The following is a 12040-nucleotide window of genomic DNA, read 5'->3' as shown; positions in this document are numbered from 1 at the left end:
CCTACCGCACTCACAAAAAGCACCTCTCATTATTTTATATTATGGTCATTGAAATCTAATTTACTGAAATCATCATACTATATGTATAGCAAGAAGTAAAGGTGTCATACTTTAGTCGTACGCACATATGCAGATGTTTTCTCTTGCAATATTAGATACAATATATATAAATCGTTTAACGGAGGGATTTCCATGACAGACTTTCAAAAACAATTTTTCGCACGATTACATATAGAAAAAAAAGACAAAGTTTCATTTGAAGATTTACCTAACATTATGTACGCGATGGCACAAACTGTCCCTTTTGAAAACTTAAATATACTCGAAAACAACTTTACAGAAATATCAAAAGAAAATCTAAAAGAAAAAATTTTAGTAAACAACCGCGGCGGTCTTTGTTATGAACTCAATCCTACTATGTATTACTTCCTTAAAGACGCTGGATTTGATGTTCATCTCGTTTCAGGAACAGTGTATAACGCTGCAAACTCCATATGGGCTGTTGATTCTGGCCATATCGCAACCGTTTTAAAACATCATAATGAGCTTTATCTAATTGAAGTTGGATTCGGATCATACTTACCACTTGCACCAATCCCTTTCTCAGGTGAAGTCGTTCAATCCGTTACAGGAGATTATCGTATTCGTAAGGAAATGAGCGAAAAAGGAAACTACATGTTAGAGATGCGTAAAAACAATGAGTTTTTGGATCAATCTTCTACTGATGATTGGACGTTAGGCTATGCATTTTATATAGAAGAAGTGGATGAAGAAAAAGCAAATGCAGCACAAAAAATTATCGTTGAACATGAGGACTCACCATTTAACAAAGTACCTCTCATTGTAAAACTAACTGAAGATGGGCATGCATCTTTAACAAAGGATAGTATCACAATAGCGAAAAACGGTAAAAAAATGAAAGAAAAAATTACAGATGTGCAATATAAAAATCTTTTACATGCAAAATTCGGAATTACATTATAATTTTTTAAGCCTTGCCATTTTAGCAAGGCTTTTCAATTTTCAGCAGGGATTTTTTGCAATTTGTTGTATTTCATAGTTATATAGGAATATAACTACATATTTAGAAAGGAAATGATTATGACAGAACTTAAAGATCGACTACAAGTAGCGGATAAAGAAAAATGGGATTTAACGGATATTTACGATACCATTGAAGATTGGGAAAGCGATTTTCATAAAATTGAAATATTAACGAAAGAATTACACGAGTTTAATGGAAATATTCACGATGGCAATAGTTTATTAGCCTATTTAACAAAGAGTGAAGAAATTTCTAGCATAATAACTTTAATGTTCGCTTATGCACGATTACAATCTGATCTTGATACACGCGATACTGACGCTCAATCTCTTGTCGATAAAGTAACACAATTACAAGTGAAAGTAAGTGCGGCTAAATCTTTCTTTTCCCCATTCTTACTTAGCATAGATGAAAACACATTACAATCTTACATAGAAGAAGCAGAGGGCTTACAATATTATAAAGAAGACTTATTTGAATTATATCGTTATAAAAAACACGTATTGAATAAAGACCAAGAAGAGATTTTATCACAAATGGGCGAAGCGCTCTCCTCTCCGCAACATACATATGGCATGTTAAATAATGCAGATATACTATTTGGTGAAGTGACTACTAATGATGGAGAAAAAGTTACTTTAACAAGAGGAATGTATGCAAAGTTAATAGAAGATGAGAACCGTGAAAAACGTAAAGAAGCCTATAAAGCTTATTACAAACCATACGTTCAATTAAAGAATTCTATCGCTTCTACTTTATCTGCAGCTATTAAAAATAATGTTACTGTTTCTAAGCTAAGAAACTATCCATCAGCTTTAGAAAAATCATTATTTGGCGATATGGTTCCGAAAGAAGTATATGAAAACCTAATTGATACAACGAAAAAAAACATTCATTCTTTACATACTTATAATAAACTTCGAAAAGAAAAATTAAATGTAGATGAACTACGCCAGTATGATTTAAGTGTTGATTTAGTATCTGGTATAAAACAGGACATTCCATACGATAGAGCGTTTGACATCATGATTGAATCACTAGCCCCTTTAGGTGAAGAATATATTGAAACATTAAAGAGCTTTAAAGATAAACGTTATATCGATGTGAGAGAAACGCCAGGAAAACGTTCCGGTGCTTATAACTTTGGTGTATACGGCGTTCATCCATTCATTCTTTTAAATCATCACGATGATTTAAATAGCCTTTTCACTCTTACTCATGAATGCGGGCACGGTATGCATACGCACTATTCACACGGATACCAACCAAGAATTTCTGCACACTATACTATTTTCGTCGCAGAAGTCGCTTCTACAGTAAATGAAGTGCTATTAATTCATCATTTATTAAAAGAAGCAAAAGATGCTGATGTACGTAACCATTTAGTAAATCACTTCATCGACAAATTTAAAGGCACTTTCTTTACACAAATCATGTTCGCTGAGTTTGAAAAAATCACACATGAAATGGCACAGCAAGGTAAACCATTAAATGCCCAAACCTTTAGCGAGGTTTACGAAAACTTGTTTAGAGAATATAATGGCGACTCCCTCGTATTTGACGAAGAAGTAAAATACGGATGGGCTAGAATACCGCATTTCTATCGTCCATTTTACGTGTACAAATATGCAACTGGATTCGCTTCTGCAATCCAAATTGCCGATAAGTTATTGAGCGGCGATCCAAATGCTCAAAAACATTATATTGAATTCCTTAAAGGCGGAAGTTCAGACTACCCATTAAACTTATTGAAAAAAGCTGGTGTTGATTTAACTACGCCAGAACCGATTGAAAGTGCATTAAATCGTTTTAGTGAACTTGTTGAAGAGTTTTCAGCATTATAAAAAGCATGCAGAGTATATGCTCTGCATGCTTTTTCATTTGAATCACTTTATCCTCATGCTATTTTCGTAACTAAAAAACAAATTTGTGTCACATACTCTTCTACTAAACAATCACATTCAGACCCCTTTATATAAACTTCATATGGATGACCATCTATTGTATAACCGTTCTTTTCCACCCACTCTTCTAATGCCATATAAGCATAACCTATATAGTCATAACTACCATAATGCAAAGTAGTAACAATTTGATGTTGATGTATCTTTTTTATTTCGCATCCTTGCAATTCATTTTTATCGTCACCATCCATAATCGGAATTCGGAATTCAATATCACTGTGACCCGGCATAAACTCTTCATCATAAAAAACGGTAGAAGGAGAGCCTACTATTTGCAAATTATTTTTTTGTACTTCTTCATATAAGTCATAAAAATAATCATCCATATGATCTATATCTATTTGCAATCTTTGAGCAATTACTGTTATTTCATTTCTCATCCCAATTAATATATCGTAACTTCTATGACGAGCAATATTTAAAGCCGTATTCATATTTACCATTTCATTCATTTCAGAAATAACTTGTAAATTTTGTTTCACCTCATGAGACAACTCGATAATTTGCGCCTGCATATGGTGAATAAATGACTCTTGATCTGATGACTGCAGTATTACTTTAATTTTCGACAAAGGAAACTTGTACTCCCTCAGCTTTTTAATTTTCAGTGCTATCTCTAGCTGCCCTTGCTCATAAAATCTATATCCATTTACCGGATTTACATATGCCGGTTTCAATATTTCCTCTTTATCATAATGCCTTAGCATCCGTGTACTCATTTTACAAATACGAGAAAATTCAGTAATTGTATACATATACATACCCCTTGAATACATTTTCTTTTGTAAACTTTATTATTAAAACCAATCTAAAAACTTTCTAATTGAAGAACTTTCATTCTGATTGTTCAATTTTTTCATCTTTGAAGGTAACAAATGTCTCGGACAATACCACGTTAAACAATTCATTGCGCCTCCCATGGTCGATATTTCTCCTACATGAATTTGAATAACTTGTTTCTCTGTATGTTGTTGAATATATCGTAAAACTTCTCTATCTTTGGCAAGCCCAAACTTAGGGACGTAAAGAGCATCACATGTTTCCAACATATTTATATATAACCCTTTTGCCGACGCTATTTCTTGATCATATTGCCCTTTCTCTGTATATGAGGAAGGAACAACTATAAATTCAGCTTCTGGCATTTGCTCTTGAATAATCTCTTGAACATGATATCTAAATTCATGATCCCCTAAAAAATCACTAATAAACATCGTATGTTCATCAATAAATTTAACCATTCCGTCTGCGTGCGCAAGTACATCTCCCTCTTCAACAGGAATAATAATAACCCGGCTTACATCTAAATCCCACTCTAATTGCTCAATAATTTCCTCTTCTGTCCAATCATCATTATCATCAAATATGCGTTCTGTTACTATAACGGTATCTTTTTTATTCCAAATCAGATTACCACCATCTAATATTAACGGGGACTTCACATATTCAAAGTCGTTCTTTTTCAACCATTTATTAAACTGTTGATCTAAATATCGTCCTTGATCACCTGGCAAATAATTTGGTCGATATTTAAATTTAACAAGATGATTCGTTACAACTGGTGCTACATCTCTTAGCCAAATATCATCATACTCAAAAAAACTTGTATGAAAGTCTTGTTCTTCAACAGATAAAGAAATAAATTGATCTGTTGCTCCCTTTTTTTCATTTAAATTTTCATTAAAATAAATAAGTTCTTCATAAAACGGTTCATAATATTCATTTGATTCATTTGGTATCGCAGTAAAAATAATTCCCTTTTGTTTGTGTTCCATTTTCTTTCCCTCGCTTTTTTATAGTAATTAAGTAGCCCGCTCTTCCTCAACATTTCTTGGGTGGATATAGTACGGTGAAATATTATATATACAAAACCTTAGTTAAGCGAAAGATCGACTATTGACAGGATTTTAAAATACAATATTAAGAATTCATATGAAAGTATGAAATTTAATAATAGAATCATAATCCCTATCATTATGAAGCTAGTTAAGGTTATCTCTTTCAATACCGTTACTCCCTTTTTGCAAAAAATAAAACATGACAAAATAGGCAAAGATAATATTCCACCTATTTTGTCTATATAGCAGCACAAAGAAATTCCAATCTATTACTTCAATGCAATCGGTTGCTGTTGTGTCACACAATGAATCATACCGCCATTTTTATAAAGCTCTCTCACATCAATACCGACTACTTTACGATTTGGATATAATTTCTGAATCGTATCATTTGCGATTTTATCATTTGGATCATTATAATTAGGCACCAATACTACTGTATTTCCAATATAATAATTGATATATGATCCCTTATAATCGAGAGTTTTTCCATTTTCTAATACAACCTTTTCTTTACTAAGCGGTAAGTATTCATACTTATATTTTTTCCCTAAAGCATTTTTTGCATCTAACAATGTATCCATATCTTTATTAGATAAACCCCATTCGGCTAGGTCATCTTCTTTCATCGTTACAATGGTAGATTTATTATGGAATTTAGCAAACCCATCAATATGAAAGTCCGTAATATCTAAATTGGGCACTCCGTCTAACCAAATAAAGTTTGTCACACCCAGGTCACTTATATATTTTTCAATTTCCTTTTCTGATAAATCCGGATTTCTATTTTTATTTGTTACCGCACTTCGAGTTAATAAAGCCGTCCCATTGCTGTCTAATTCAATTGCACCGCCTTCAAGGACAAATTTCCCCCAATCAATTCTTTCAATTCCTGCTTGTTTACTCACATTTTCACGTATACGAGCATCATTTTTGTACGGCGTTTTCTTTCCCCACCCATTAAATGCCGGGTCTAATATTTTCAAATTTTTATTATTGTCATAAACAAAGATTGGTCCACTATCTCGTGCCCATACATCATCAGTAGGAGCGATAAAGAAATCAATTTTATCCATATTCAGTCCTCTATCTATTAAAAGTTTATTGATTCGCTCTTTCTCCTCCTCGTCGTATGCAACAATGTGGACTTTTTCCCCCTCAGTTAAAGCACTTGCCATCTTAACCCAAATCGGTTCAACTTCCTGCTTATACTCTTCACCATATGTGTATTCATGAGGCCATTGCAGCCATGTACCTTCATGTTTATCTTTTTCATCTGGCATCGTATATTTTCCGACGGTTTTCTGTATCTCTACTTTTTCTCCTTCTTTCCCCTTAGCATTTTCATTGTTCCCCTCAAAAGAGCATCCACTAACAATCGCTGTAGATAGTGTAGCTATTAAACAAAACTTTATTGCTTTTTTCATTTTTCTAACCTCCTGTTCGTTACTTCAATAATGTAAAGCTTCACATAGTGTGAAGCTCAAGCTTTTTTACCTATGTAAAATTTACCAATTATTTTTCCGCATAAATTCATTACGTATAGATGAACTTCACACAGCAACTTTCCTATATTTAACATCCATATCATTTAACTTCCTATACAAAATTATTCTAATATTCCCCTTTCATCATTACTTCTTCAGCAAACTTAACATCCCCAAACAAAAAAATCGGTATTGATAATTACATATCAATACCGATTTTCAAATTATTATTTTCCTTCTATTAAATCATTCGCCATTTTCCTAAACTCTTGATTAAATGCATCATTCATACCATTTTGAACGTTAGAGAATAATATGACAAACGTTTTTTTATCCCAGTTAAAATTATTAAAAGTATTCCACCCCGCTAATACGCCGTGGTTATGATAATAATCTGGATACGTATAGAAACTAAATCCATATCTTCTTGCAGGTGATGCCGTAAACATATCTAATACACTTTGTTTAGATAACAGCTTTCCATCCATTATTGCCTCATCTAATCTTTTCATATCTTCAACAGTTGTATACATTTCACCACACCCATACAACCAGTTCATTTTTAAGCGGGGTGCAGCTATTAATTCATTATCTTTTCTCGTATAACCTTCTGCTAAAAAAATATCTTCTGGGAGAGTCGCCCCCATTCCAGATTCATGCATGCCAGCAGAAGTAAAAATATTTTCTTTGACGTATTCAGCGAGCGGTTTATTCGTAATTTTTTCTATAATATATGCAAGCACCATATAATTATAGTCTGTATATTTCCAGCCTGTCCCTGCAGGAAATTGCAATTTTTGCGCTCCAATCCACGTTACTAACTTTAAACGTGACCCTGCATCCACCCTACCTTGTCCTTGATCTGGCAAGCCAGATGTGTGTGTTAATAGATTTCGTAACGTAATGTTTTTATCTGCTGGAAACGATGGAATATACTTATTTACATTGTCTTCAATGTTTAATTTCCCTTTTTCTTTTAGCTGCATAATAGATATTGCAACGACCGTTTTCGTAATAGAACCAATACGATATTTCGTTCTTGGCGTTGTTACTACTTTATCTTTCACATTCGCATATCCATAACCTTTTCGTAAAATCACATGATCTTTACTAGCTACAAGAACGCTCCCATTAAATCCTTTATCTTTTAAATATTGATCTAGTTTTCCAGCTACAGCTTCATAGCGTTTTTTCTCAGTTGCATCAACTTCTTGCATATCGTCCTTTTGCTTACTATTTAAATTAGAAAATGCCTTTATATCATATTTCTTACCTTTATTTGCATGTATTAGTGCAACGACACTCCCACAAAAAATAGCAAAAACAAAGAAAACGATTAACCATTTCTTTAGCATAATAGGAACCCTCTTTTATATAGTTTCACTTAACGTACATCCATTCTGTTCTATATCTTTTTATTTTCAAATATTTTATAATACTACCTATTATTCACCTAAATGAACTAGATTCCTTTTTCTCATATTCAGTTTTTAGCTACTCTCTATTGTATTTCTTTCTTGCAAAATTTCCACCTTACAATCGGATGCACCCTACTATAATTTCAACATCTTATGTAACATTTGTTACACATGATAAGAAACGGAGTTGTTACGATGAAAAATACTGACAAACGCAATCGCTTAAATGATAGGATGTTTCATTACAGGGTAACAAAAAATAACATAGTTTTAATTGAATATTACATAAAATAGATTATTATATTAAAAGGAAATGACGCTAACAAATTTTTATACAAAATAAATCATGCACATAATGATACAGAAAAACAACTCATTATGGCTAAAGTAACAGGCAATTTCGAAAGAGAAAATGAACGTAACTGAAAATGAATCTCATTTATATTTTAATTATACAACATATAAAAAGAAATGTCGCTCATTCGGCATTTCTTTAGACTTTCTTCATAAAAAATTTACATTGCTAACTTTCTTTTATTTTTTGTTTTTTCTATATAAACTGACTGCTGAGATACATAGTAATACTACTATACACAACCACGCATACGTATACCCTTTCTTATCTACAATATAACCAAATAAAATAGGTGCAACAATAATAGCAATTTGATTGAATGTAAGTGCCAAACTAACTGTTATCCCAACAGAATCTTCCCTCGCCAACTCAGCAACTTCGGCTATAAAAAGACTAAACCATCCAATTGAAAAGAAACCTAGCAATGCACTTACACCATACAATACTCCACTCGTTACTGTATGTATGCTCATTACTAACAATAGAATTAAGCCGATAGAAGCACAGACAGCTATAAATAATGGCGTGCGCCGATTTCCATTATAAAACAAATCACTAATAGATGCTAATATAACACGGCCAATCATTCCAGAAAAGAACATCACTGAAAATACTGTTCCGGCTACAATAGATGTGATAGATTGTTCCTTTACTAAAAATTTCATAAAGTGTCCAACTAACACCATTTGCAATGAAATCATACAAATACCCGTTATATATATTGGATACAAATCTTTTTTACATATCACTACTTTTAGCTGCGTCCAAAAAGAAATTTTAATACGTCCTTTCCTTGCATCCACTTGAACATATGGTTCTTTATAAAACATAAAAAATAATAATCCTCCAATTATACAAATGCATGCGATACTATCGATCGCGTAAGTCACATTATATTGTATCGTAAGAAATAGGATTAGCACTCCCGCTAATGCGCCACCAATCGGTATACCAGCTTGCCTTATTCCCATCGCTAATCCACGATTTTCTTTTGAAAACCATTTCAAAATCACTTTACTTCCTCCTGGCTGGGAAACACTATAAAACATTCCTACTAATAAAAGTACAAATAACAGACCATTCAATCCACTTACTATATTAGTTACTAAAAACGAACCTCCTAATAAAAATGAACTGATAGAAATTAATATTTTTTCATTATATTGATCAAGTAGCCGACCGACAAAAAGCATACAAAATAACGGCCCAACATTTACAACACTTACTAACAATCCACTCTCCATATTCGTAAGCGCATATTCTTCTTTCCAAAATAAAGCGAAAACTCCGACACCATACGTTATAAGTGTCGCCGTTGTTTGAGCAATCGTCGCAACAATTAACATAACCCATTTATAAGTACGATTCACCCTTTCTTCAATCAACATAATAATCCCTCCCCCCTTCCATTGTATGAAAGTTCTGATATCATATAAAATAAAGATTCATCATATAATCCATCAAAAAAATTGATACCTTTTCGGAGGGATGATACGTGGACATAAAAGATTTAACTGTATTTTACGAGGTCGCGAAGGAAAATAATATTTCTCACGCAGCGAAAAATTTGAACTACGTGCAATCAGGCGTAACAATGCGTATAAAACAACTAGAAAATGAATTAGGCGTGCCTTTATTTTACCGTAACGGAAAAGGTGTAACTTTAACTTCTAACGGTGAGATTTTATTAACGTACGCCAAACAAATTATCCACTTAATGGATCAATCTATAAAAGCGGTTCAAAGTAATGGAACTGATCCTAAAGGCACTTTGACAATCGGATGTACAGAATCTACAACTGCGGTAAGGCTTCCCTCTATATTAACGGCCTACTATGAGAGGTACCCAGAAGTCGAATTGATTTTGGAAACAAATACGACTGAACAACTAATTAAGCTTGTATTAGAGCGAAAACTAGACGGAGCGTTTATAGCTGGCTCTACTCAGCATACTGAACTCCATACAACTGTATTTCATGAAGAAGAATTGGTTCTCATTAGTAAAAAACCTTTATCCTCTCTTACAGACATAGAAGATATGAATTTACTCGCTTTTAGTCACGGTTGCTATTATAGGGGTTTATTAGAAGACTGGCTTCAAGAAGAAGACATCTCACCTAAACGAGTTTTAGAATTCGGGACAATCGAAGCTATACTTGCATGTGTAAAATCAAGTATGGGCGTAGCGATTATGATGAAATCAATTTTAAAAGGACATGAACATGACGTATCATTCAACCCTTTACCAAATAGCTTCAAAAAGGTTCCTACTACTTTCATTACTAGAAAAGACATATTTCGCTCAGCTGCATTACAAAAATTTATGGAGATGACTCACAATGCATGAAAAGAAAATACGTGGCATGAAACATCCGAGCTGGAATTACGGGGATTTGTCAGATGCAGAAGTAATTGTAACTAAATTAATTGAACATGGCGTACCAAAAGATGCTATCATGTTCGAGAAAAACTCCCTCCATTCTATCGCTAATGTAATAGAAGCGAAAAAGATTTTTGATTTTACAAAGATTAATCGCCTACTATTTGTTTGCAAAAGCTTAGGCGCTGGTCGGCAATACAGAGTATTAAAAAAACATTTACCTAAAACTATTACTTGTATCCCATATACATTTGATACAAGTTTCGATGGTGAGTTTACAATTAATAGATATAATTGGATGGAAAATGAGAAAAGGCGGCATTGAGCCACCTGAAAATGAGGTTGAAGGTTTAGAAGAATATGTATCCTACTACTATAATCTAGCATAATAGAAAAAGGTATACCAAAACCTCGGTATACCTTTTCTCCTATTTATTTTTCTTTTAACACACTATGTAATCGATCAGGATAATTTGTAAACATTCCTGTAGCACCCCATTTCATTAACAATCTCATATCTGGTTTCTCATTAATTGTATAAGGGTGAATTAACAGACCATTATTTCTAGCCATTTTCATATATGACTCATCAATAATTAGTTCTCCGTTATCATTGCGTAAGTTCGGTCCAATACCAACTGCATACTTTTTAATTTCTTGAAAATCTTCATTTGTTACACGTTTCGGTTCATGTGTAATGCCAGACCATTCAACAATCTCATTGTTTTCATTTGGATAATACCAAAGCAGTTGAACTAACGGAATATTTTTATTCATACTATGAATCTTTGTTAAACTATCTTTACTAAATGACTGAATCATAACACGGCTAGAAGACATGTTTTGACCTACTAAATTATATTTTTTTAATAAAGCTAATAATTTCTCTTCCATTCCTGGATACACATCTGGTGATTTTGTTTCAATGTAATACTTCATGCTTCTTCCGTACTTTTGGAAAATTTCTTCAAGAGTCGGAACCTTTTGACCAACGTACTCTTGCTTAGCCTTTTCTGGATAAGCTTTATTGAACCAAGATCCTGCATCTAAGCTTTTTATTTCACTTAATGTTTTATCTCGTACTTCACCTGTTCCATTTGTAGTGCGATCAACTGCTGTATCATGCATTGCAATCAACTGGCCGTCCTTAGTTAACTGAATATCTAATTCCAAATAATCCGCTTTCATTTTTTTCACAAGATCATAAGAAGCAAAAGTATGCTCAGGTGCATGTCCACTTGCTCCGCGATGTGCAATATTTAAAAACTTATTCGTATTCCATTCATGCTTCCCTTCTGCTTTCGCATGAACAGCTCCCCCAGCAAAGATACTCCCCGTCATAAAGAAAATAACTAACACGCTAATAATTTTTCTCATTCTTCTAACCCTTCCTACGTTGCAAATTTCAACAAGTTAATGAGATTTACACGAAATAGAAGATACACTTTCATTATTTTTATAAGCTTATATGAAAATTCCAATCTTACACATACAATTCCCCTATGTTATTACTATACTATTTATTTTCCATATCCCTCCTATTCACATATAAC

9 protein-coding genes and 2 pseudogenes are annotated in these 12040 nt (G+C 33.1%); 5 read left to right on the top strand and 6 right to left on the bottom strand.

Going from position 1 to position 12040, the window contains the following annotated elements; genetic code table 11:
* The first annotated feature begins 192 nt into the window (after positions 1-192).
* Both PDK19_RS15135 and pepF read left to right on the top strand, forming a co-directional pair.
* Complete coding sequence (locus PDK19_RS15135; protein WP_242296483.1) at positions 193-984, top strand: arylamine N-acetyltransferase family protein; 792 nt, start codon at positions 193-195, stop codon at positions 982-984.
* 117 nt (positions 985-1101) lie between these two features.
* Positions 1102-2889: an oligoendopeptidase F gene (pepF, locus tag PDK19_RS15130; RefSeq protein WP_242296482.1), complete on the top strand. Its 1788-nt coding sequence runs from the start codon at positions 1102-1104 to the stop codon at positions 2887-2889.
* A gap of 53 nt (positions 2890-2942) precedes the next feature.
* Here pepF and PDK19_RS15125 read toward each other — a convergent pair whose 3' ends face one another.
* The 4 genes from PDK19_RS15125 to PDK19_RS15110 all read right to left on the bottom strand — a co-directional run bounded on the left by PDK19_RS15125 (position 2943) and on the right by PDK19_RS15110 (position 7689).
* Positions 2943-3764 carry a MerR family transcriptional regulator gene (locus tag PDK19_RS15125; protein WP_000288089.1) on the bottom strand — a complete coding sequence of 274 codons (822 nt, stop codon included), beginning with the start codon at positions 3762-3764 and terminating at the stop codon, positions 2943-2945.
* A 42-nt stretch (positions 3765-3806) separates the two neighbouring features.
* Entirely contained in the window at positions 3807-4784 is a 978-nt protein-coding gene (locus PDK19_RS15120) for an agmatine deiminase family protein (RefSeq protein WP_242296481.1), read from the bottom strand.
* Positions 4785-5116: 332 nt separating this feature from the next.
* The gene (locus tag PDK19_RS15115) at positions 5117-6274 is read right to left on the bottom strand and encodes an agmatine deiminase family protein (protein WP_000709176.1); all 1158 of its coding nucleotides are present in this window, start codon (positions 6272-6274) and stop codon (positions 5117-5119) included.
* Positions 6275-6561: 287 nt separating this feature from the next.
* Positions 6562-7689, bottom strand: a complete 1128-nt coding sequence (locus PDK19_RS15110; RefSeq protein WP_000915217.1) for a serine hydrolase domain-containing protein — start codon at positions 7687-7689, stop codon at positions 6562-6564.
* A gap of 258 nt (positions 7690-7947) precedes the next feature.
* On the opposite strand from PDK19_RS15110, the pseudogene PDK19_RS15105 reads away from it, so the two are divergent.
* Positions 7948-8178 (top strand): annotated as a pseudogene (locus PDK19_RS15105) (hypothetical protein).
* 108 nt (positions 8179-8286) lie between these two features.
* Here the strand turns inward: PDK19_RS15105 and PDK19_RS15100 are convergent.
* The gene (locus PDK19_RS15100) at positions 8287-9495 is read right to left on the bottom strand and encodes an MFS transporter (RefSeq protein WP_270707465.1); all 1209 of its coding nucleotides are present in this window, start codon (positions 9493-9495) and stop codon (positions 8287-8289) included.
* 107 nt (positions 9496-9602) lie between these two features.
* On the opposite strand from PDK19_RS15100, the gene PDK19_RS15095 reads away from it, so the two are divergent.
* Positions 9603-10454, top strand: coding sequence for a LysR family transcriptional regulator (locus PDK19_RS15095; protein WP_074614909.1), 852 nt, complete (start codon positions 9603-9605; stop codon positions 10452-10454).
* A 7-nt stretch (positions 10455-10461) separates the two neighbouring features.
* A pseudogene (locus tag PDK19_RS15090) lies at positions 10462-10876 on the top strand (ElyC/SanA/YdcF family protein); the annotation flags it as partial.
* Between the two features lie 43 nt (positions 10877-10919).
* On the opposite strand, the gene PDK19_RS15085 reads toward PDK19_RS15090, so the two are convergent.
* A complete protein-coding gene (locus PDK19_RS15085) occupies positions 10920-11864 on the bottom strand; it encodes a glycerophosphodiester phosphodiesterase (RefSeq protein ID WP_001226336.1) in 945 nt (314 codons plus the stop codon).
* Between the last annotated feature and the right edge of the window lie 176 nt (positions 11865-12040).

Origin of the sequence: Bacillus cereus group sp. BcHK124 (assembly GCF_027712065.1) — a bacterium.
In the GTDB taxonomy this organism is placed as follows: domain Bacteria; phylum Bacillota; class Bacilli; order Bacillales; family Bacillaceae_G; genus Bacillus_A; species Bacillus_A pacificus.
The sequence above is the reverse complement of the archived record's forward strand: the minus strand, read 5'-3'. Positions and strand labels throughout refer to the sequence as shown.

Coding starts and splice junctions, on each gene's coding strand:
- PDK19_RS15100 (WP_270707465.1), bottom strand. CDS start 9,495: ATGTTGATTGAAGAAAGGGTGAATCGTACTTATAAATGGGTTATGTTA.
- PDK19_RS15125 (WP_000288089.1), bottom strand. CDS start 3,764: ATGTATACAATTACTGAATTTTCTCGTATTTGTAAAATGAGTACACGG.
- PDK19_RS15120 (WP_242296481.1), bottom strand. CDS start 4,784: ATGGAACACAAACAAAAGGGAATTATTTTTACTGCGATACCAAATGAA.
- pepF (WP_242296482.1), top strand. CDS start 1,102: ATGACAGAACTTAAAGATCGACTACAAGTAGCGGATAAAGAAAAATGG.
- PDK19_RS15115 (WP_000709176.1), bottom strand. CDS start 6,274: ATGAAAAAAGCAATAAAGTTTTGTTTAATAGCTACACTATCTACAGCG.
- PDK19_RS15110 (WP_000915217.1), bottom strand. CDS start 7,689: ATGCTAAAGAAATGGTTAATCGTTTTCTTTGTTTTTGCTATTTTTTGT.
- PDK19_RS15135 (WP_242296483.1), top strand. CDS start 193: ATGACAGACTTTCAAAAACAATTTTTCGCACGATTACATATAGAAAAA.
- PDK19_RS15085 (WP_001226336.1), bottom strand. CDS start 11,864: ATGAGAAAAATTATTAGCGTGTTAGTTATTTTCTTTATGACGGGGAGT.